The 20,368-nt window shown below is 66.2% G+C and carries 19 protein-coding genes and 1 riboswitch; of the genes, 9 read left to right on the forward strand and 10 right to left on the reverse strand.

Annotation, left to right across the window (positions count from 1 at the left end; genetic code table 11):
• The first annotated feature begins 153 nt into the window (after positions 1 to 153).
• Positions 154 to 1,350: an ATP-binding protein gene (locus tag CR919_RS07865; protein ID WP_099819537.1), complete on the forward strand. Its 1,197-nt coding sequence runs from the start codon at positions 154 to 156 to the stop codon at positions 1,348 to 1,350.
• Between the two features lie 58 nt (positions 1,351 to 1,408).
• On the opposite strand, the gene CR919_RS07870 is transcribed toward CR919_RS07865, so the two are convergent.
• Together CR919_RS07870 and CR919_RS07875 are read right to left on the reverse strand one after the other, a co-directional pair.
• The gene (locus CR919_RS07870; RefSeq protein WP_099819682.1) at positions 1,409 to 2,110 is read right to left on the reverse strand and encodes a hypothetical protein; all 702 of its coding nucleotides are present in this window, start codon (positions 2,108 to 2,110) and stop codon (positions 1,409 to 1,411) included.
• Positions 2,111 to 2,266: 156 nt separating this feature from the next.
• The gene (locus CR919_RS07875) at positions 2,267 to 2,536 is read right to left on the reverse strand and encodes a hypothetical protein (protein ID WP_099819538.1); all 270 of its coding nucleotides are present in this window, start codon (positions 2,534 to 2,536) and stop codon (positions 2,267 to 2,269) included.
• 524 nt (positions 2,537 to 3,060) lie between these two features.
• On the opposite strand from CR919_RS07875, the gene CR919_RS07880 reads away from it, so the two are divergent.
• The 7 genes from CR919_RS07880 to CR919_RS07910 all read left to right on the forward strand — a co-directional run bounded on the left by CR919_RS07880 (position 3,061) and on the right by CR919_RS07910 (position 7,266).
• Positions 3,061 to 3,633, forward strand: coding sequence for an Ax21 family protein (locus tag CR919_RS07880; protein ID WP_176022450.1), 573 nt, complete (start codon positions 3,061 to 3,063; stop codon positions 3,631 to 3,633).
• Between the two features lie 115 nt (positions 3,634 to 3,748).
• Positions 3,749 to 4,516, forward strand: a complete 768-nt coding sequence (locus tag CR919_RS07885; protein ID WP_099819540.1) for a helix-turn-helix domain-containing protein — start codon at positions 3,749 to 3,751, stop codon at positions 4,514 to 4,516.
• Positions 4,517 to 4,585: 69 nt separating this feature from the next.
• Positions 4,586 to 4,954, forward strand: coding sequence for a VOC family protein (locus tag CR919_RS07890; protein ID WP_099819541.1), 369 nt, complete (start codon positions 4,586 to 4,588; stop codon positions 4,952 to 4,954).
• 54 nt (positions 4,955 to 5,008) lie between these two features.
• Positions 5,009 to 5,335, forward strand: a complete 327-nt coding sequence (locus CR919_RS07895; RefSeq protein ID WP_099819542.1) for a hypothetical protein — start codon at positions 5,009 to 5,011, stop codon at positions 5,333 to 5,335.
• Between the two features lie 9 nt (positions 5,336 to 5,344).
• Positions 5,345 to 5,617 (forward strand): hypothetical protein, encoded by a 273-nt coding sequence (locus tag CR919_RS07900; protein WP_099819543.1) that lies wholly within the window; start codon positions 5,345 to 5,347, stop codon positions 5,615 to 5,617.
• Between the two features lie 91 nt (positions 5,618 to 5,708).
• Positions 5,709 to 6,683, forward strand: coding sequence for a Dyp-type peroxidase (locus CR919_RS07905; protein WP_099819544.1), 975 nt, complete (start codon positions 5,709 to 5,711; stop codon positions 6,681 to 6,683).
• Between the two features lie 163 nt (positions 6,684 to 6,846).
• A complete protein-coding gene (locus CR919_RS07910) occupies positions 6,847 to 7,266 on the forward strand; it encodes a hypothetical protein (protein ID WP_099819545.1) in 420 nt (139 codons plus the stop codon).
• A 107-nt stretch (positions 7,267 to 7,373) separates the two neighbouring features.
• Here CR919_RS07910 and pnuC read toward each other — a convergent pair whose 3' ends face one another.
• From pnuC to CR919_RS07945, 7 genes are all read right to left on the reverse strand, one after another.
• Entirely contained in the window at positions 7,374 to 7,955 is a 582-nt protein-coding gene (pnuC, locus tag CR919_RS07915) for a nicotinamide riboside transporter PnuC (protein WP_099819546.1), read from the reverse strand.
• Positions 7,952 to 10,132, reverse strand: coding sequence for a TonB-dependent siderophore receptor (locus tag CR919_RS07920; RefSeq protein ID WP_099819547.1), 2,181 nt, complete (start codon positions 10,130 to 10,132; stop codon positions 7,952 to 7,954). Before CR919_RS07920 ends, pnuC begins: the two co-directional genes overlap by 4 nt.
• Before the next feature lie 70 nt (positions 10,133 to 10,202).
• Positions 10,203 to 10,298, reverse strand: a riboswitch (TPP riboswitch).
• A gap of 155 nt (positions 10,299 to 10,453) precedes the next feature.
• Entirely contained in the window at positions 10,454 to 11,581 is a 1,128-nt protein-coding gene (locus CR919_RS07925) for a phosphotransferase (RefSeq protein ID WP_099819548.1), read from the reverse strand.
• Between the two features lie 129 nt (positions 11,582 to 11,710).
• Positions 11,711 to 12,121, reverse strand: a complete 411-nt coding sequence (locus CR919_RS07930) for a glycine zipper 2TM domain-containing protein (protein ID WP_059063181.1) — start codon at positions 12,119 to 12,121, stop codon at positions 11,711 to 11,713.
• A gap of 244 nt (positions 12,122 to 12,365) precedes the next feature.
• Positions 12,366 to 14,387, reverse strand: coding sequence for a peptidoglycan-binding protein (locus CR919_RS07935; RefSeq protein WP_099819549.1), 2,022 nt, complete (start codon positions 14,385 to 14,387; stop codon positions 12,366 to 12,368).
• A gap of 107 nt (positions 14,388 to 14,494) precedes the next feature.
• The gene (locus CR919_RS07940) at positions 14,495 to 15,271 is read right to left on the reverse strand and encodes a hypothetical protein (protein WP_099819550.1); all 777 of its coding nucleotides are present in this window, start codon (positions 15,269 to 15,271) and stop codon (positions 14,495 to 14,497) included.
• A gap of 365 nt (positions 15,272 to 15,636) precedes the next feature.
• The gene (locus CR919_RS07945; RefSeq protein WP_099819551.1) at positions 15,637 to 16,275 is read right to left on the reverse strand and encodes a response regulator transcription factor; all 639 of its coding nucleotides are present in this window, start codon (positions 16,273 to 16,275) and stop codon (positions 15,637 to 15,639) included.
• A gap of 75 nt (positions 16,276 to 16,350) precedes the next feature.
• Here CR919_RS07945 and CR919_RS07950 point away from each other — a divergent pair, with 75 nt between their 5' ends.
• Positions 16,351 to 19,959: a transporter substrate-binding domain-containing protein gene (locus CR919_RS07950; protein WP_099819552.1), complete on the forward strand. Its 3,609-nt coding sequence runs from the start codon at positions 16,351 to 16,353 to the stop codon at positions 19,957 to 19,959.
• Here the strand turns inward: CR919_RS07950 and CR919_RS07955 are convergent.
• Positions 19,953 to 20,354, reverse strand: a complete 402-nt coding sequence (locus tag CR919_RS07955) for a c-type cytochrome (protein ID WP_099819683.1) — start codon at positions 20,352 to 20,354, stop codon at positions 19,953 to 19,955. The genes CR919_RS07950 and CR919_RS07955 overlap by 7 nt on opposite strands.
• Positions 20,355 to 20,368 lie beyond the last annotated feature (14 nt).

Below are 20,368 nucleotides of genomic sequence, written 5' to 3' on the forward strand. Positions count from 1 at the left end.
CCCATGCCCGTGCCAACCCATGGATTGGCCTGGCAGATCCGGGTATTCGACCCAGGGCCCGCCACGGCTTGGCCTGAAAAGGCGGCAATCGCCCTCGCATCAGCCTTCGCCCGGGTTCCATGGGATGATGCGCTGCCCATCGGACGAACGACCATGCAGAAGCTGACGGACCCCCATCTGCTGGACGACATCGCCGAGATTGGTCGAATCCAGGCCGTGCCGCGCATCCTGGAGACCGTAGCCCACATCACGGGCTCACGATTCACGGCCATTGCCCGCGTGACCCAGACCACCTGGACCGCGTGCGCCACGTTCGACACCCTGGGGTTTGGGCTGGTTCCCGGTGGCCAACTGGTGCTCGAGACAACCATCTGCGATGAAATCAGGCAGTCGGCGACGTCGGTGGTATTTGCGCATGCGAGCAAGCACCCGGTTTACTCCACGCATCACACGCCGCGGATATACGGGCTCGAGAGTTATGCGTCCGTTCCCATCCATCGGCCAGACGGGAGCTTCTTCGGCACGCTCTGCGCGATTGATTCGGCACCGGCCAACTTCGACGTCGCCCACGTGCAGAGATCGATGGAGCTGCTGGCCGATCTGGTAGGAAGCTACCTCGACAAGGAAGATCGCCTCGAGCGAGCGGAAACTGCGCTCTCCGACGCGCACCGCGTCGCCGACCTGCGCGACCAGTTCATTGCCGTGCTGGGTCATGACCTGCGCAGCCCTCTGCAGGCAATCAGCATGGCTGCGGATTCGCTGGCATGTGAGCTGAACGCTGAGCGTCAGCAACGAATGCTCGCGCACATCGCCTCGGGCGTTGCCAGAATGGATGGACTGATCAACGACGTGCTTGATTTCGCCAGGGGGCGCCTGGGTGGCGGCATTCCCATCGCGCTGCAGCTGACCAGCACGCTGGAAGAAGACCTGAAAAAGGTTGTGGAAGAGGTGGCCATCGCCACTGGCCGCCAGGAGATCAAGGTCCGCATGCAGATGGACGACAACGTGGTCTGTGATCCGAGCAGATTGGCGCAGCTCCTGGCCAACCTGCTCACCAATGCAGCCGAACACGGAGTGCGCTCGTCGCCAATTGCGCTGACCGTCAACGCCACGCCCGAAATGCTTGCGCTCGACGTACACAACGACGGACACATTCCATCAGAGAGGATGGAGGCCATATTCAGTCCGTTCTCTCGCGAGAAGAGTGAGCAGCCACGGCCCGGCCTCGGCCTCGGCATCTACATTGCGTCGGAGATTGCGCGCGCTCATGGCGGCACGCTGGAGGTGGAGTCCAGCGCCGCCACCGGCACCTTGTTCACGTTCAAGATGCCCAGGCTGGAGCTTCCGTAAAGAAGCACTCCTCGCTGCGGTCTGACGCGACTGCTTCCTCAGCCTTCACCGCCGCGCTTCATTTGCGGGCGTGGCGTGCGTCCTTCTCATCGTCGCCCTTCGCAGCCGCGCGACTCTGCGCGAACTCCGGGAACGTTTCCTCGATCGAGTCCTTGTCCGGCAGCACGTAGAACACGCCGCCCTTCTCGAACGTGGAATGCACGATCTGCTCGTAGAACCCGGGCGAGACGTTGATGCAGCCGTGGGTGACACGGTTGTCGTCCGGCGTGGCGGATGCCAGTCGTTCGCTGCGCTTCTCTTTCGGGGTGCCCGGGGGGAGCGGGTGCATCGACACGGCGGAATCGTAGTCTACCCACAGCACGCGTCCGGCGTCCTCGGACGGCCCATAGCCGCCAATGAAACGGCCGGCCGGGGTGGTGCGGTCGTGGCCTGGAATCGCGCTCAGCGCGAGCTTGGCGACGCCGGGCGCCGAGTGATCGCCGATGGCCGAACCAAACAATGCTGGCGCCGCGCCACGCAGCTTGCCGTCACCGCCGAAGACCAGGACCTGTGCAGCGGCCTTGTCCATGATCGCGAACGGATAGCCCTGGTTGTCCTTGCTGGCGACGACCCAGCCGGCCAGTGCAATCACGGTCTCGGATACTTCCTGGCCCTGCGGAAGTTCATCGGCGGCGTTCGCCGCTTCTGCGGCAGGTGCTTCTTTTGCTTCCTTGCCATTCTTGGCACTGGCCACGCTGGTGCCTGCCAATGCCAGCGCGATGGTCAGCGCGGCCGACACGGCCCGGCGTGCAGGGAATGAGTACGTACGAATGGGTCGGCTCCTTCGGATCAAGACCGGGAGGCTGAAAGACACCAGTGGCCGGTGAAGGCCACTGGTGTCTGGTTCAAGCGTTCATCAAAGTGGGTGGGAGAGCGGTTACCCGCGCGGCTTGCGGCCCGGGACCCTTTCGAGCTGCTGGACGCGGCCTTCAATCTGATCCAGACGCTGGTTGGCCTGCTGTGCGGACTGGTTGGCGGATTCGGCGCTCTGCGCCGCGCCCTGCACCTTCACGTCGAGCTGATCGAGACGCGAGTTGATCGTCGCAAATTCGTCTTTGTAGGTGGCGCAAGCACCGAGGCTTACGGTAGCAACGATGGCTACGGTGACGGCACGTGCCGCGTTGATGTGCTGCTTGGTCAGGAACATTCCACTCCCTCCTTCGTCTGGGGAGTCTGGAATATAGCGGCGTTTGTTCCCGCCGCTGCGAAGTGCTTTCAGCTGCAGTTGGAAGACGTGGATGGGCTGTGAAGGTGCGGCAGGCAGCCAACCTTAACAAGCGGGAACACGCACGCTGTGCTGCATCGGTCGATGCCCTTGCGCCGCTTCGATACTGCCAATTCATCAGGATGAAGTGGGCTCACGCTGTCCTAATGAATGGGCGCAGATGAGCGTCGCGCAACATCGACGCCCGCACCTCACTGCTACACGTGCAGTTCTCCTCGTCGATCAGATGCACGAAGCGGTCATGCCCTTCGTCCTGCGCCCGGCGGGCTACTACATGACGTATCGAGAGTTCCCTGAACAGGAACCTCATTCATGTACCGGTCAGTTCAATATTCAGGGCTGATTTCATCAACAAACGGATAATTCACACCTGTCGAACGCCCCTTATCCCTCCCCTCCCGAGGGGCGTTCGACGAAACCAAAATAATTAAAGGTGTATCCCGATGATCAAGAATTCGCTGCTTGCCCTGGGTTTGTTGGCCGCGCTGCCGTTCGCCGCATCGGCTGCCGATGGTCTGTCGTACAACTACGTTGAAGGCGGCTATGTGAACACCGATGCCAAGGGCGGCGACGCTGATGGCTGGGGCGTGAAGGGCTCGGTTGCCGTGCACCCGAACTTCCACGTCTTCGGTGATTACAGCAAGCAGGAAACCGACACCTTCAAGAACGATGTCGCCCAGTGGCGCATCGGTGCCGGCTACAACTACGGCATCGCACCGAACACCGACCTGGTGGCTCGTGTTGCGTACCAGAAGTTTGATATGAAGCACGGCCTGGACTTCAACGGCTACTCCACTGAAGTGGGCGTGCGCACCGCGTTCAACCCGTACCTGGAAGGCTATGCGCTGGCCGGTTACGAGGATTACAGCAAGAAGCACGGTATCAACCCGGACGGCGAGTTCTACGGCCGCGTCGGCGCCACCGCCAAGTTCAACCAGAACTGGGGCCTGAGTGGCGAAGTGAAGCTGGCCAAGGCCGGCGACCGCGAGTGGTTCGTGGGCCCGCGCTTCAGCTGGTAACAAACGCCTGTCGTTAGTGCGTATAACTGGCGTGTGACCTCTCTCCCATACGCCAGTGAAGCCCGGCCTCGTGCTGGGCTTCTCTTTTTCCGGTTTCGCTTTGCCACAATGGGGCATGGGCGAACCTTCCACTCTCGCTGGCACCGGCACGGCCTACCAGGAACACCTGGCGCCCATGCCGCTGCGTGGCCAGTTCGGCCAGCTCTGGCAGAGCCAGTTGTCGGCCGACGCCAGCGGCAGCATCACCGTGCTGCCGGATGGCTGTGTGGATATCCTCTGGCGTGATGGCGCGTTGTTCGTGGTAGGTCCCGACCGTACCGCCGCACATCCGGAGCTGGCGCCCGGTGCGCAGGTGCTGGGCGCGCGTTTCCGGCCAGGGCAGGCATCGGCTGCGCTCGGCATCGACTTGTCCGACATCGTCGGCCAAGCCGTGCCTCTTGTTGAATTCAATGCCCGATGGGCAACGCAGGTTGCGGCCTCGATTGGTGATGCCGCGCCTGAGCAGCGCCTGCAACGCCTGGCCGATTGCCTGCAACAGAACATGACCGCGGCCGTGGTGGACGAACACACGAAACGTGCGCATGTGCTGTTCGCGCACGCTGCCAAGGGCGACGTCAGCATCGATGTACTCGCCACCCACTTGGCGATGAGCCCGCGCACGCTGCGTCGCTTCAGCCAGGCGCAGTTCGGTTACGGTGCAAAGTCGCTGGAGCGGATCCTGCGCCTGCAACGGTTCCTGCGCTGCAGCCAGGCGCAGCCCGCGCACAGCCTGGCGATGCTGGCCGCAGAGGCAGGCTATGCCGATCAGGCGCATCTCAGCCGCGAGGCCCGCGAGCTGTCCGGCCTGACCGCCAGTGCGCTGCGCCAGGAGTGGGGGCGTTGATGGCCGTTTCGTTCAAGACCGCAGCCCAACGCTGACCGATGCTGTGCGCTCCAACCACGGAGCCGCACCATGAGCCACGCAGAGACCACCGCTGCCGAACGCTGCATCGACAACATCGAATTCAACGTCGCCGACATCGCCCGCAGCAAGCAGTTCTATGGGCAGGTCTTCGGCTGGTCTTTCACCGACTACGGCCCGGCCTACACCGAGTTCGATGATGGCCGCCTCAAAGGGGGTTTCGTCGCTGACGAGGCGGTGACAGCCACGGGAGGCGCGCTGGTGATTCTCTACTGTTCGGATCTGGCAGAGGCACAGCAGCGCATCCTCGCCGCCGGCGGTGAGATCGTGCAGGACGTGTTTGCTTTCCCCGGTGGCCGTCGCTTCCACTTCCGCGATCTGGACGGCTATGTGCTGGCGGTGTGGAGCGATGCCACCTGATGTGCGGTCAGCAGCGCGATGCCTCTGGGCGCGCGCTGCCTCTACAATCGGCCAATGGAAACGCACATCGACGCCTACGTGAGGCAGGCCGACGGCAACTGCATCAAGGTGATGTTGTTGAACGGCCGCCCGCGGACCTCGCTGCAGGCGCTGGGCTTCACCGCTGGCGAGGCAGACACCCTCACCCTGCCGGTCGCCGACGACGCAGCCAAGGCCATCGTCTTCATCCGTCTGCGTGACCTCGGCGTAGCCTTCTCGGCGGGCAGGGAGTGGTGCCCGGCCGACGTGTTCGAACACTTTCGCGATGGCGGCTTGCTGCAGGGCGCCTACCTCCGGGTTGCGTGGCGCACGCCGCAACAGTTCACCGTGACCACGGCGTAGTGGCACAGCATGGACGTGATCGAAATCGCCGGGGCGCATCTGCTGCGCGATGCGGCGGATGGCTGGCAACTGCTGGACGCTGTTGTCTCCCAGGACGGCATCCGGCTGGTCTGCATCCATGCTGTCGGGCAGAGCTTCCGCGTCCAGCGTTTCCTGCGCGGACACATGCTGCCGCAATGGCAGGGAGAGTGGTGGCTGCAGCAGCCGGAGCATTCGATCACCGACAGCGAACAGCGGGCACGCGCGCTCGCCAACGAATGGCTCACGCTCGCCGCGAACTGAGAACCGCTCCGTCGCCGGCAAGGCCGTTCCGCTATGATCGCCCGCACATCGCCGCATGCGATGTGCCCGCCTCAAGCCAGCAGGAACTGCCGTGAACGCCCAGCCCGCCCCCATCACCGCCCTCAACCACACGCTCGACAACGAGCCGCAGCAGATCACCGCGCCGCTGACCCATTCGGCCGCGTTCCTGGTGCTGACGGTGAAGGACGATGAAGCGTCGCTGGCGAAAGTGCGCGAGGTGCTGGCCAGCACCGATGACCTGATCAAGAACACCGCCATCCGCGAGATCGAGCGCACCTTCACCTGCAACGTGGCCATCGGCCACCGCGTGTGGGCGCCGCTGGTGGGCAGCACGCCGCCGCGCGAGTTGAAGCCGTTCCAGGAAGTGAAGGGTGCGACCCACACGGCAGTCTCCACGCCGGGCGACCTGCTGTACCACATCCGTGCACGCACGATGGACCTGATCGTGGCGTTCGAGAAGAACCTGCTGCTGGCCTTTGGTGATGCCGTGGAAGCGGTGGATGACGTGGCCGGTTTTCGCTACTTCGACGGCCGCGACCTGCTCGATTTCGTCGACGGCACCGCCAACCCTGAGGGACTGTCGCTGCCGGCGGCGACCATCGTCGGCGACGAGGATCCCGACCATGCCGGTGGCAGCTACGTGGTGGTGCAGAAGTACCTGCACAACCTCGATGCCTGGCGTGCGCAGAAGACCGAAGCGCAGGAAGCGATCATCGGCCGCACCAAGCACGACAACATCGAACTGGACGACGCGCCGGCCGACGCGCAGAAGTCGCACAAGACGCTGTGCACCATCGAGGATGCCGACGGCGAGCACGAGATCCTGCGCGACAACATGCCGTTCGCCAATCCGGGGCGCGGCGAGTACGGCACCTATTTCATCGGCTACACGCGTCGGCTGTGGGTGATCGAGCAGATGCTGGAACGGATGTTCATCGGCAATCCCGCGCCGCTGCACGACCGCATCCTCGATTTCTCCACCGCGACCACCGGCGTCACCTTCTTCGCCCCCTCGCGCAAGGTGCTGGCCGACCTGGGCGACTGATCACGCCGGGTGGGGCAGCCAGGTAGATCCACGCCATGCGTGGATGGATCAACCGGTTGCCCAGAACGGCCACGCATGGCGTGGCTCTACTGCGGCGTCCGCCATCTGCCTGTCATCTACAGCGCCGACCATGATGCGTTGGACGGCAGTGGAGGCGTGGGTGATGGTTTCTGCAGGCAACAGGCGCAGCACGCGCCGTGGCTGGCGCCCGTTGGCATGGTTGCTGGGCCTGCTGGCGCTGGGCAGCGCCAGCGTGTCCGCACAGGACGCGCCTGCGCATTGGATGGCCTATGCCGCCTCCGTCAGCGGCGAACTGCAGCAGCGCCTGCAGCAGGAACAGGATCCACGCGCCCAGCGCCTGCTGGCCTGGCTGCAGGAGCATCCCGATACGCCGGCGCCGTTGGTGGTGAGCGTGTGGATCGCCCGCGATGGCGCGATCTCCAAACTGGAATTCGACAGCCTGGGTGATGTCCAGGTGGATGCCGATCTGCGCGCGACGCTGCAGGCCACGGCGTTGCCGGCGGCGCCGCCGAAGGACCTGCGCCAGCCGCTGCGCTTGGGGCTGGTACTGCAACCCCGGTAGATCCACGCCATGCGTGGATGAGCCTGATGGATGCCGACCTTGGTCGGCGGGAGCGCGCCAACCAAGGTTGGCGTCTACCGGGCCCGCCAGCCACGCATGGCGTGGCGCTACCGCGTTGCCAACTGCGGTTCCCGTGCGGCGGCACGCCACGCCCGCAGCCCGAACAGCGCCAGGCCCAGGAAGAACACGTACAACGCAGCAGTCACGTGCAGCGACTTGAACAGGTACGCGCCCACGTAGACCACGTCCACCACGATCCACACCCACCAGCAGGCGGCGTGTCGGCGTGCCTGCCACCACTGTCCGACCAGGCTCAGCGCGGTCAGCATCGCGTCCAGCCACGGCAGCGCCGCATCGGTGAAGGTGTGCATGCCGGCGCCAAGCGCGACGCCGCCACACAGGCCGATGGCGAGGTCGCGCAGCATCGTGCCGCGCGCCAGCGGCACGATGCGGATGCTGCCTTCATCGGCCGCGTGCTGGCGCCAGTTGATCCAGCCGTAGACCAGGAAACCACCGAAGGCGACCTGCAGCAGCGTGTCCGAGTACAGCTTGGCCTCGGCGAACACTGCGCCATACAGCGCGACCGACAGCAGGCCGACCGGCCACGCGGCCAGCCGCCGCTTTGCCATCAGCCACACCCCGAGGATGCTGAAGAGGGCCGCAGTCCACTCGAGCGCGACGCCGCTCACAGTGCGAACGTCACCGACAGGCGAGCCTGTCGCGGCGCACCCGGGAACAGGTAGTAGTCACCGCCGCTGCTGCCGGTGTCGCGCCAGTAGAAGCGGTTGAACAGGTTGTCCACCGACAGGTTCCAGGTCACGGCACGCTCGTGCAGGCGGTGCTGGAAGCGCAGGCCAGCGTCGAACACCGGGTAGTCCGGTGCGCGCACACCGCCGTCGGCGCGGGCGACATTGGCGGCGGCATAGCGCCAGCCACCGGTCACATCCAGGCCTTCAACGAACGGCAGCGCGTAGGCCAGGTGCACGCTGGCGCGCACCTTCGGCACGTTCACCAGCTGATGGCCTTCATAGGCCGGGGTGCCGCTGTCGCGGGCGCGCGCCTGCAGCACGCTGGCGCTGGCGACGATCTGCAGCGCATCGGTCAGCTGGCCGTTGGCGGTCAGTTCCAGCCCGGTATGGGTCTGCTGGCCTTCTTCGACGAAGGTGTAGCCGGCATCACTGCCGTCGGGCTTTGCGTACTGGTAGGGCTGGGTGGTGCGGAACACCGCGGCACCCAGGGTGAGGGCGTCCACCGGCACGTACTTCACACCCACTTCCAGCTGCCGCGACTGCATCGACGGCAGGAAGGTATCGGCGTTGGACGTCCAGAACGGTGCTTCCTGGCCCAGCGAAATGCCGCGCACGTAGCTGGCGTAGGCGTTGAGTTGGTCAGTAGCCTTCCACACCAGCGCGGTCTGCGGCAGGAAGCGCGACAGGCGGCTGTGGCGCTGCGGCGTGCCGCGCTTGTCGTAGGCGCGCTCGTCCAGGCGCACGAAGCGGCCACCGGCCAGCCACTGCCAGTCATCGCCGAAGCTCATCCGGTCCAGTGCGAAGAACGCGGTCTGGCGGCTGTCCAGGCGCCGTGCCGATGCACCCGGCATCTTCGGTGAGGGCTCGAACACCGGCACCTGCGCATCGTGGATGTTGCTGGTGCCGACGTACTCGTTGACACTCGGGCGCTTGTCGACGGTGCGGCGGAAGTAGTCCGCGCCGATGCTCAGCTGGTGGCCGACGCTGCCGGTGTCGAAGCTGCCGCGCAGTTCGGCACGCGCCTGCTGGTTGCGGCGGGTGTCATCCGGGCTGCGGTAGTCGTAGATGTCGTAGTCGCCGTTGGGGGCGAAATAGTTGCCCGGCACACTGCCGTCTGCGCACCCTGCGGTGTAGTAGCAGCCATAGGCGAAGGCGACGTTGTCATCGATCACCGAGCGGCTGTGACCGATCGACAGCCGCGACTGCCAGGCGTCGTTGAAGTCGTAGGTGTGCAGGGCGGTGATGTTGGTGCTGGCGATGTCCACCGGCCGCTGCCACGGCTGGTAGCCGAGCAGGCGCTCGCGGTCGACGCCGCGCGGCAGGTCGCGCGCGCCCAGCAGCTGGAAGCCGGACACCGAGCGCTGCGAGCTGGTCTGGTAGTTGGCATCCACTTCCAGCTTGCCGTGTTCGCCGATCAGCCAGTCGGTGGCCAGCGAATAGAAGTTGCGGCGGCCGTCGGCATGCTCGACGTAGGAATCACTGGCATCCCAGGCGGCATTGAAGCGGACGCCGAAGCGCGGGGTCAGCCAGTGGCCGACATCCACGGCGGCATAGCGCGAGCCTTCCGAATCGGTGCCCAGAGTGACCGTGCGCACTTCCGCCGGGCGCTTGCCCACGTAGTTGATGATGCCGCCGGGCGCCATCACGCCCGCCGCCAGGCCGGCTTCGCCCTTCAGGATCTGCACTTCCTGGATGTTCTCCAGCGCCAACCGCTGTTCGCCGGCGATGGACATGCCGTTGAAGCGGTAGCCGGTGGCCGCATCCAGCGCGAAGCCGCGGATGGCGATGTTCTGGTAGTAGCCCACCGGCGCATAGGCATCGCCCAGCGAGGCGTCATTGCTGGCCAGCTCGGACAGCGAACGTACCTGGCGACGGTCGAGGTAGTCGCGCTCCAGCACGTTCACCGAGGCGGGCGTGTCCTTCCAGGAGCCGCCGCCGAAGGCGTTGACGCGCGAGGTGTCGGTGGCCGGCTTGCCGGCCTGCACGCGCACTGCCGCCAGATCGGTGGGCGAGGACGGCGGAGCATCAACGGCGTCGGTGCCTGCCTCGCTGGCGTACAGCGGCAGGGCGGCGCAGAGGGCAAGGGCGAGCAGGGTGGGGCGCAGGCAGCGGTTCATTCGATTCGTCTTCAGACAACAAGGGAGACGAAGCGACGGCGCGCAGGTGCACCGGCCCATGACGGGGGTGTGGCTGCGGCTCAAAGCTCCCTACGCCGGTGCAAACCGGATCAGGTTCCAAGGGACTCTCTCAGCCTGGCAGATCCAGGCACCCCCGCTTCAGGTGACCATTTCACTACAAATGGTACGGATTTGCGAGCTACCGCCCTTCAGCCAGGGTCAGATCCCTTTCCAGCGGAAAGGGATCTGACCCCGGCCGAGCGCATCATCGACGCATGGCGTCGATCTACTGGGTACCCAGCGTGTTGGGTGGCTCGCGGCTTACGCGGCGGCGTGCAGGGCCGCCAGCAGGGCCTGGCCAGGGGGCGTGGCGAACCAGGCCGGATGCCCGAGCATGAACGGCTGCCAGGCGACGTCGGCATTCGCGGTGGAGCCGGTGACGCCCTCGAAGTACTCCACTTCGGACAGAGCGAAGTCGAAATGGACCATCGGCAGCAGGTCGGCCAGCAGGTGCACGCGCGTGGGCGACAGCGGCAGTTCCTGCCGGTAGCCCTCCAGCAGGGCCAGGGCGATATCGATGCGTACCGCGTCGGTGCCGCGCTCCAGTTGCAGCCAGGCCACTGCGTTGCGTTCGATGGCGGTGGCCAGATCGAACAGCGCGCTGGTCGGTGAGGCCAGGCCGAAATCGAGCACCGTGGCAATCGTGCCGTCGTCGTTCCACAGCAGGTTGGAGACGTGCCAGTCGTTGTGCGCCCACAGCCGTGGTTCGTCCTGCAGGCGCGCGGCCAGGCCGTGGTGCCAGGGCAGCACGTCGCGGCGCAGCTGTTCTTCCCAGGGAATGCGCGCCAGGTAGCGGGCCAACCCGGGGCGGTTGCCGAGGTCGGCCTTCAACGCGGCGATCGGGTCATCGGCGCGGATCAGGTCGTCGCGTGCCACCAGCAGGTGGGTGCTGCGTTGCGGGGCCTGGTAGCCGGCTGCCGCGCGGTGCAGCGTGGCCAGCATGCGCCCTGCCTCGCGGGCCTGGGCGACGTCGGTCAGCGGTGACCATGACGGCAGCTCGCGATACAGGTCCATGCCGGCGCCCACCGCATGCAGTTCGTAGGTCCACTGGCCGTGTTCGAGTGCGGTGCGGCCCTCGTTGCTGGCCAGTACCTGCACTACCGGCATGCCGGCAGTCGCCAGATGCGCGATGAAACGGTGTTCCTCTTCCAGGCTTCCAGCGCTGCGAACACTGTGGTGGTGGCGCTTGATGAAGACCGGACCGCGCGTGCCGTCGACGATGGCCGCGGCCGACAACGGACGCGGGCTGTGCCAGCGCAGCGTGCTGTCCGCGCCCAGCTGCGGAAAGTGGCCACGCAGCCAGGTGATCTCCTGCGCGTCGATCGCCGGCCAGTCGGCGGCGACCTCGTCGTTGTTGAGGCCCTGCACGCGATGGGGGGAAGAAGTCATGCCACGGCCGCTGGTGAGTAAAGGAACATCCAAGGCTGCGCATTCAACGCCATGGACGCCACAGACGCAAACGGGCGGGTCATCGACCCGCCCGTCAGGGACATCATGTGCGGCCTGCGGCCGGCACGCTTACCAGCCGCGATGGCGGCCGCGGTCGTGGTAGTAACGGTTGTCATGGCGCTCGCGCTGCCAGCGACGGTCATCGCGGCGGTCGTAGCCATAACCCCGGTTGTAGCCCCGGTCATAACGGCGATCGTAGCCACGATCGTAACGGCGGTCATAGCGCCCGTCGTAGCGGCGATCATGGCGGTCGGAGGTGGTCAGGTTGCCGATGGCGCCGCCGGCAACCGCGCCGCCGACGGTGGCGGCCGGGTCGCCGTTGGAGATCAGGTGACCCGCCACGCCGCCGACGACGGCACCGACCACGGTGCGCTTGTCCTTCCTCGACATCGCGCTGGCATCACTGACCACGGCCACGCCGGCAAGAAGTGCCAGGGCCATCGCCAGACCACGGAAGCTGAGTGCGGAAGTGCTGAGCATGTTGGGTTCTCCTGTGAGGTGCATGCCACGGTGGGCAGGGAGGGCGCTGGGCGCCCCTGCTGCCGTAGGGACCACGCTGGTGCCCGGACATTGCCGGAACATTGCGCGCGATCCCCGTGCGGCTTGCGCATTCATCTAGCGTCAGGCGGCATGAAGCGAGGCTGAAAGCGCCGCGGCCGCTCAGCTGCCAGAAAGGAAAAGGGCCGCAGTACGCGGCCCTTCCCCTGGTCTCCCCCGGCCTGGCTCAGTGGCCCATGGCGCGCTGGGCCTGCTTGACCTGCTCCTGCTGGGCGTCCTGCTGCTGCAGGACATTCGGTGCACCGTGCACCGCGCCACTGCTGAGCGCCATGCTCTGCTCGCTGGCAGCGCGGGTGTCCACCGCCGCGCGGCAGGCGGCCGGGTCGCCGGCGGTACCCTGTACGGCAAACATGCGCTCACCATTGGTGCTGGGCACCACCGAGTCGATGCGCTGCATGCCGCTGGCCTGCGCTTCCTTGGTCAGTGCGGCGGCAGCGGCCTCCAGTGCATGGCGGTCCTTGAAGGTGCCTGCCGGCAGGCCTTCCATGCCCTTCACGGCCTGGTTGTACATCGGGTTCTGCGGATGGCGCTCGTCATTGAGCAGCGGGCGCTCGCGCGCGTCCTTGATCGCATCCAGCGTCTTCGGGCCGATGATGCCGTCCACCGCCAGGCCGTTGTCCTTCTGCAGCTGGCGCACGGCAGCCTCGGTGTTGCGACCGAACTTTCCATCTTCGACCAGCGGCTTGCCGTCGGCACCCACATACCCCAGGTGGCCCAACTGTTCCTGTGCCCTGCGCACACCTTCGCCGTGCGCACCCTGCTTATGCACTTCGTTGCCGGCCTGCGGCTTTTCCTGCGCCGCCGGCTTCGGCTCGGTCGCGCCCTTGGCCTGCGCCTGCTCATGCGTCTGGCTGCGGTTTTCCAGCAGGTCGCGTGCCTGGTGCAGCGGATCGGAGGCGAACAGCTTCCAGTTCGGGTGGTCCTTCACCTGCTTGAGGTAATCCTCCACCGGCATCGTGTGCACACCCAGCTTGCCGGTGGACTGGCTGATCAGCAGCTTGTCGGTGTTCGGGTCACGCACCACCATCACGATGTGGTCGATGCCATTCCAGTGCTCGTGCTTGGTCTTGGCCGTATCCAGGCCGATCACCATGCCTTCCTTCAGCGCACCCGGCTTGAGGATGTCGTCGCGCTTGAGCAGCACGCCCGAGTCCTTGTAGGCCTCGTGCACGATACCGCCGGAGCCGGCGAAGCCCAGCTTGATCTTGTCGGCGTCGGCGAACACCGCATGGCCGGCCTTCTGGTTGATCTCGTCCTGGGTCTTGTTGAGCATCGTGCCGACCCAGCCGGAGCAGTCGATGTAGCCCTGCTCGACGTTCTTGCCGGTGACGCCCTTGCCACGGTAGTACTGGCTGGATTCGATGTTGATCGCGTACTTGACGTTGTCGTACTTCACGCCGGCGTTGTAGGCCGCATCCAGCGAAATGCCGGGTGCATCCGGCTTGGCTGCGGCAGCCGTGGCGGCGATGGTCGCGGCACCGGCGGCAACAGCGGCCTGCGCGGCCGGGGTCACGGTCTGCGTCGGTGCGGCCTGCACCGGTGCCGGACGTGCCTGGGCCTCGGTGATCGGCGCGATGTTCTTTTCCGGGATGCTGATCGCGTCGTACTTGCGGTCGTAGTACTGGGCGAAGGTGCTGGCCAGGTCACGATCATTCATCGTGCGCATCTCGGCGCGCGTATGCCCGGTCAGCGCTTCCACGTCACCGCCGATCTGGCCCATGATGCGCGGGCGCATGTCGATCGGATCGCCGTGGCCGTCGCGCACCAGGCCGAACGTGCCGGTGGCGATTGCGGTCTGGATCGAACCGTAGCCGGCCGCACCCTGCTGGTGTGCCAGATACAGGTCCAGGCCGCTCGGCTTGTCATCACCGGACAGGTACGGGTGGCCGGTGCGGTCATGGCGCTTTTCCATGTCCACCAGGTTGCGCTTGAACATCTCCGCTGCCGCTTCGGTGTTGCGGGTCGGGTCGTACTCGTGGCCGCTCAGGCCGTACTGCTTGGCCGACGACGGCAGGAACTGGAACAGGCCCTTGGCATCGGTCTTGTCGTTGTGCGCGCGTTCGTTGAAGCGGCCACCGGTCTCGATGTGGGCAAAGCGCAGGAAGTCCTCGCTGGCGATGCCCTTGCGCTGTGCAACCTGCTCGATGATGTCGAGAACTTCCTTTCTGCTGTAGTCACGTTGTGCCATGACACTTCCTCTGGGGTTGATGGTGCGGCCTTTGCCGCGATACGCCAACCGGACTCATCCGTGAGTCTTCAACATGTCGGTCAACAGGTGCTGCGGGGTGGTGCGTCTTACTTTTCGACGTAGGCCTTGCGGGCGGCGTCGTAGTGGTACTGGCGTGCATCGGCCGCACCCAAGGCACGGGTCTGGCCCGGGCCGGAAATGGTGGTGCCGGTGGCGGTGACACTGATGCTGGGCAGGTCGCTGCCGGCGACGGCGTTGAAGGCCAGAACGCCCCGGTTGCTGACGCACGGCATCACCTGGCCGTCGTCGCAGGCGGCCGAATTGTCTTCGCCGGTGATCACCGTGCCGAGGCTGGCCCAGACCTGGCCGTCTTCGGATTTCTCATAGTCCGGGTTGAACACCAGCACGGTGTAGCTTTCGATGCTGGTACCGGTGGCGAAGGTGCTGGTCGGCACCGCCAGCACCAGCTTGCCGGCCGGGGTGCGGTACTCCAGCGGCTTGCGCTTGCTGTCGATGTCCGGCGCGGTGCCGTTGGCGCCGACGGTGCCGATCCACGGCTCGGCACCCTTGAACACCCACGGCCGGTCCGGCTTGTCGCCGGTCAGGGTGAAGGTGGCCTCGGTCAGGGTGACCTGGCTGTCCGGACCGACATCGTCCTCGCCGGGCTTGCCGTACTTCTGCGGCGTGTTCCAGGCAAAGCCGGTGTAATAGCGGGTGCCGGCCACTTCGAAGGCATGGCCGAACCAGAAGGTGGCGACACTGCCATTGGCTACTTCATACGAAACGGCGCCATCGCCGTCGACGTCGTAGATGAAATACAGCACGCTGCCGGCATCGGGGGGCGTGGCGGTGGCCGTGGTGGCGGGTGTGGCGGAGCTCTGCATCGGGGCAACATCCTGTCGTGGCGCGGTGGCGCCCTGTGGTGACGCGGTCGAAGTCGAGGGGGTGCAGGCGCTGGCAAGCAACGCAACGAGCAGGCCAGCGAACGTCGCACACAGGCGTGGGCGGACACGGGCCAAGCGGGATTGCGGAAGGATCTTCATGCACCTCTCCATGGTTTGCGGGCGTCGGGCAGGAAGGCCAACGCAGAACACGCCCCGCCCTCGATGAGGGGGAACGTCGTGATGAGCCGGTCGATTCCTTCGACCTCGCATAGGAAAACCCATCGGGGCGGATGATGGCACAGATGCGACGGCGATCACAGGGGGGGGGCAGGGGGAGCCTCCCCCAGAGAGCTGTGAACGGCGTCTCAGATCCTGCCGTCGCGCAGGTAGTCGAACAGTTCCGCATCGCCCTTCAGCCCCAGCTTGAGCATGGCATCACCCTTCTGGCGGCTGATGGTGCTGACGCTCTTGTGCAGCTGCAGCGAGATTTCCTTCACCGTCATGCCGGTACCGAGCAGGCGCAGCACCTCCACTTCGCGCGGCGACAACGGCTTGCCATCGCCCTCGCGCATGCGCCAGCTGCCGGCTTCCTCCACCCGCTCGCGCAGGCTGCGGCTGATGTAGGACTGGCCGCGGTAGACCGCCTGGATCGCCTGCGGCAGTTCATCCATCGACGAACTCTTGTCGACCAGGCCGAGCACGCCGCTGTCGAGCACCATGCGCAGGATCGCCAGGTTGTTGGAGACGCTGAGCATGAGCACCGGCAGGTCGGGATGGCGGCGGCGGATCATGCCGATCATGGCGAAGCCATCGGCCTGGGGGCTGCCGGGCATCGAATAGTCGGTAACCAGCAGATCGCAGGCCTGGGTGGTCAGCAGCGTCATCAGCGCCTGGGCGTTGTCGGCCTCGCCAACGACTTTGCCAACGCCGCTGGACTCGATGACGGCGCGGGTACCGATGCGGACCACGGGGTGATCGTCTGCGATGATGATGCGCAAGGTCATGCTCTAGTATGGCCACCGGCACGCCGGACCGCGACTGTCGCGGTCCCTGGCAGGACTTCCAGGAGATCGTTGCAGATGTGCAGCTGGGCGGCTCGTGGACTGATCCTGTTGACGACCCTGCTGGCTCTGCCGGCGCTGGCCCAGTCCGCGTCCGTACCGGGGCCGTTGCCGCTCAGCCCCCTGCAGCGCGAATACCTGGCCGCACATCCTGTTGTCGTTGTTGGACAGTATGACAGTGGCTGGCCTCCTTTTGAGTCGATCCAGGACGGCAAGCAGGTGGGGCTCGGCCCCGACTACCTGACGCTTTCGACCCGTCAGCTTGGCCTGAAGGTGGAGACGCGCCGCTATCCGGACTGGCCTTCGGTGCTGGATGCGGCATGCCGCGGCGAGATCGACGTGGTGATGAACATCGCGCTCAGTGCCGAGCGTACCCGTTGCATGGTCTACACCGCCGCCTATGCCGAAGCACCGCTGGCCATGGTTGGGCGCCCCCAGGACCTGCGTGCCTCGGAGGCACCCGATCTGGATGGGCTGCGCGTCGTGGTCGAGCAGGACTTCATGACCGGACCGCAGGTGCGTGCACGGTTCCCACGGGCACGCCAACTTGTCGCAGACAACACGCTGACCGCCTTGAATATGGTCAGAGACGACAAAGCCGACATTTTCATCGGCAATGCCTACGTGGCAACCGAACTGATCGCCGCCACCGGACTGAAGGGTGTGGCGTTGCTGCGGCCCAGCGATCTGCCCCCGGAGCAGTTGCATTTCGGTGTGCCCAACAGCAAGCAGCCGTTGTCCGAAGCACTGGATCTGGCGCTCGCCGCCATCAGCGAGGCCCAGCGCGACGCCCTCGCGCAGCGCTGGCTGCCGCCTCCGCAATGGTCGGCATCGGCGCAGCTGGCGTTGAGCCAGGCCGAAAAACGCGTGCTGCAGCAGCCGTTGAAGATTGGTTTTGCGCCCAATGCCGCACCGCTGTCGTTCGCCGACAGGCATGGCAAGCCCAGTGGCCTGACCAATGAGTACCTGCAGCGCCTGCTGCAGGCCGGCGCCAACCTGCAGGTTGAAAACAGCCATGACTGGTACGAGGTGCGCGAGAAGGCGCGTCGCGGGGAACTGCAGGCGGTGATCGGCATTCCTGCCGATTCGCGCTATCTGGGCCCGGAATGGGTGTTCAGCCAGCCCTTCATCACCGTGCCCAATGTGATCGTCACCCGCACCGACAGTCCGTCGATGCTGGGCTTGTCGGACCTGGACGGCAAACGCGTGCTGCTGTCCGATCCGGAGCGCGTCCGTGGCTACGTGCAGCAGCAGGCGCCGTCGGTGAAGATCGTCGCCGCGCGCAGCGCCGAGCAGGCCCTGCAACGTCTTGCTGATGGCGAGGCCGATGCCTACGTGGGCAACCTGGCGCTGGTCGACCAACTGCTGCGCAACCGCTTCCCGGGGCGCCTGCAACTGGCCGCGCCGGCCGGGTTCAACGACCAGCTGGTGCTGGCGGTGGAACGTCGTCATGCGGCATTGGCCACCACCTTCGACCGCCTGCTGCTGCAGATGGGGCCACGCCAGCGCGAGGCCCTGCGCGGCGATTGGCTGTCGGTGGAATACCGCGATGGGGTGGACTGGCGCACCCTCCTGCGCTGGGGTCTTCCGCTGCTGCTGGTGCTGGCCACCGCGGTGGCGGTGCACGGGCTGGGCCACTGGCGGTTGCGCCGCGAGGTGGCCGGCCGCCGCGAGCTGGAGCAGCGCCTGGCCGAGGTGACCGACAACCTGCCTGCCATCGTCTACCAGGCCCGCCGCGAAGCGGACGGCACCTTGAGATTCCCCTTCATCGCCGGCGATGTGCAGTCGATGTTCGGCATCAGCCGCCAGCAGGCGGAGACGGATGGGCAGGCGCTGCTGGCATGCATCGATGCCGATGACCGCGAAAAGGTGTTGTGCGCGATGGAACTGGCGGCGCGCAATTTCGCACCGCTTTCCTTCGAGTTCCAGGTCCATCGTGAAGGAAGCGCACCCTGCTGGGTGCGCAGCCAGGCGCACCCGTATTCCACCGAAGCGGGCGCGGTGACCTGGAGCGGTTACTGGGTGGACGTGAGCCAGGCGCGCGCGCAGGCTGACGCGCTTGCCGCGGCGATGGTCGAAGCCGAACAGGCAGCGGCAGCGAAGTCGCGCTTCCTGGCCACCATGAGCCATGAAATCCGCACGCCGATGAGCGGTGTGCTGGGCATGCTGGAAGTGCTGGCGCATTCGCCTCTGGACGCCGAACAGCAACGCATCCTCGGCGTGATCGAAGACTCCGCGCAGATGCTGCGGCAGATCCTGGACGACATCCTCGACTATTCGCGGATGGAAGCGGGCGCACTGCGCCTGGAGCCGGTACCGCTACCGGTGCGGCCACTGCTGGAGGGGGTCCATCGATTGTTGCTGCCGCAGGCCACGGCGCGCGGCCTGGACCTGCAGCTGGACATCGACGAACAGCTGGCGCAGGCGCATGAAGTGGATGGCGTGCGTTTTCGGCAGATCGTGTTCAACCTGCTCAGCAATGCCATCAAGTTCACTGTGAAGGGCTCGGTGCGGCTGCAGCTGGAGGTGCTGGGCCCTACTGCGGAGGATGGCAGCCAGCCGCTGCGCCTGAGCGTCACCGATACCGGCATCGGCATTGCGCCGGAGCAGTTGCCGACCCTGTTCGAACCCTTCACCCAGGCCGGCGCGTACATCCAGCGCGACCACGGGGGCACCGGGCTGGGCCTGAGCATCTGCCGGCGCCTGGTGCAGAAGATGGACGGCGAACTGAAGCTGGAAAGCACGCTGGGCGAAGGGACGCGGGTTGAAGTACTACTGTCGCTGGTGGAGGCGCGCAGCGAGGATGTGATGGCGCTGCAGGCCGAGCATCAGCAGAGCGCGCTGCTGCCCCCTGATCTGCGCCAGGCGCGGGTGATGGTCATTGAAGACCATCCCACCAACCAGGCGATGATGGCCTGGCGCCTGCAGCAGCTGGGCGTACCGCATGTGCTGGTCGATGACGGGCAGCAGGCACTGGACCGGCTGGCGGAGGAATCCTTCGATCTGGTCATCACCGATTGCCGCATGCCGGTGCTGGATGGATTCGGTTTCACCCGCCTGCTGCGCGAGCGCGAGGGGCGTAACGGCCAGCCGCGGATGCCGGTGCTGGCGCTGACCGCCAGCGTGCTCGACGACGACGCGCGCCGCTGCCGCGAAGCCGGCATGGATGACGTGCTGGCCAAGCCGTTGTCGTTGGCGACGCTGCGACAGGCGCTGCTGCGCTGGCTGCCGCGCGCCGACGGTGCGGAGGATGAGCAGGCCGCCGTGGACAGCGACGATGAACCCGATGGCGATGAGGGACTCCCCGACCTGGCGACCCTGCAGCGGCGCTTTGGTTCACGCGAGATCGCCCGGCAACTGCGCGACAGCCTGCTGAAGGCCAGTGACGAGGACATCGCGGTCCTGCAGCGCGCGCTGCACGAAGGCGACCGGGTGACGGCCGCGCTGCACCTGCATCGGCAGGCCGGCGCGCTGGGGGCGGTGGGCGCACGCGGCCTGGCCGATCGCGCCAACGCGCTGGTGGAACGGTTGCAGGCAGCAGGCGAGGAAGAGATCGCAGCGGTGATCGCCGAGGCCGGACAGTTCGTGGCGCATCTGCAGCAGCAGCTGCAGCGCCTGGCTCACTGAGCTGCGTGTTCCTGCAGGTAGGCGATCACCAGCGCGCGACGCTCCGCGCTGGGGAACGCGTTGTACATGCGGGTGCCGGGTACCAGATGGGTGGGCGACTGCAGGAAGGTGTCCAGCGTCTGCGCACTCCATACGATGTCGGCGCGGCGCATGGCCGGGGAATAGCCGTAATCGGGCAGGCTGCCTGCACGACGGCCGATCACTCCGTGCAGGTTGGGTCCGTAGCGGTGGATGCCGCCGGCCTTGACGGTGTGGCAGCCGGCACACAGTTCGAACGCCTGCTGCATCGCCTGCTGGCGCGCCTGTTCCGGCGTGCTGGGCGCAGCCGGTGGGCGCTGGCACGCGCTGGTGGCCAGGGCCATGGCAGCAACAAGAAGCAGATGAAAGGCGCGCATGGCGGGCAGGATAC

The sequence above is a fragment of the Stenotrophomonas sp. LMG 10879 genome (assembly GCF_002750935.1).
In the GTDB taxonomy this organism is placed as follows: domain Bacteria; phylum Pseudomonadota; class Gammaproteobacteria; order Xanthomonadales; family Xanthomonadaceae; genus Stenotrophomonas; species Stenotrophomonas lactitubi_B.

Bases quoted from the DNA above. Each gene is read 5' to 3' on its own strand.
- CR919_RS07865 (WP_099819537.1), top strand. From the start codon at position 154: ATGCAGAAGCTGACGGACCCCCATCTGCTGGACGACATCGCCGAGATT.
- CR919_RS07875 (WP_099819538.1), bottom strand. From the start codon at position 2,536: ATGTTCCTGACCAAGCAGCACATCAACGCGGCACGTGCCGTCACCGTA.
- CR919_RS07885 (WP_099819540.1), top strand. From the start codon at position 3,749: ATGGGCGAACCTTCCACTCTCGCTGGCACCGGCACGGCCTACCAGGAA.
- CR919_RS07890 (WP_099819541.1), top strand. From the start codon at position 4,586: ATGAGCCACGCAGAGACCACCGCTGCCGAACGCTGCATCGACAACATC.
- CR919_RS07895 (WP_099819542.1), top strand. From the start codon at position 5,009: ATGGAAACGCACATCGACGCCTACGTGAGGCAGGCCGACGGCAACTGC.
- CR919_RS07900 (WP_099819543.1), top strand. From the start codon at position 5,345: ATGGACGTGATCGAAATCGCCGGGGCGCATCTGCTGCGCGATGCGGCG.
- CR919_RS07910 (WP_099819545.1), top strand. From the start codon at position 6,847: ATGGTTTCTGCAGGCAACAGGCGCAGCACGCGCCGTGGCTGGCGCCCG.
- CR919_RS07920 (WP_099819547.1), bottom strand. From the start codon at position 10,132: ATGAACCGCTGCCTGCGCCCCACCCTGCTCGCCCTTGCCCTCTGCGCC.
- CR919_RS07925 (WP_099819548.1), bottom strand. From the start codon at position 11,581: ATGACTTCTTCCCCCCATCGCGTGCAGGGCCTCAACAACGACGAGGTC.
- CR919_RS07930 (WP_059063181.1), bottom strand. From the start codon at position 12,121: ATGCTCAGCACTTCCGCACTCAGCTTCCGTGGTCTGGCGATGGCCCTG.
- CR919_RS07935 (WP_099819549.1), bottom strand. From the start codon at position 14,387: ATGGCACAACGTGACTACAGCAGAAAGGAAGTTCTCGACATCATCGAG.
- CR919_RS07940 (WP_099819550.1), bottom strand. From the start codon at position 15,271: ATGCAGAGCTCCGCCACACCCGCCACCACGGCCACCGCCACGCCCCCC.
- CR919_RS07945 (WP_099819551.1), bottom strand. From the start codon at position 16,275: ATGACCTTGCGCATCATCATCGCAGACGATCACCCCGTGGTCCGCATC.
- CR919_RS07950 (WP_099819552.1), top strand. From the start codon at position 16,351: ATGTGCAGCTGGGCGGCTCGTGGACTGATCCTGTTGACGACCCTGCTG.
- CR919_RS07955 (WP_099819683.1), bottom strand. From the start codon at position 20,354: ATGCGCGCCTTTCATCTGCTTCTTGTTGCTGCCATGGCCCTGGCCACC.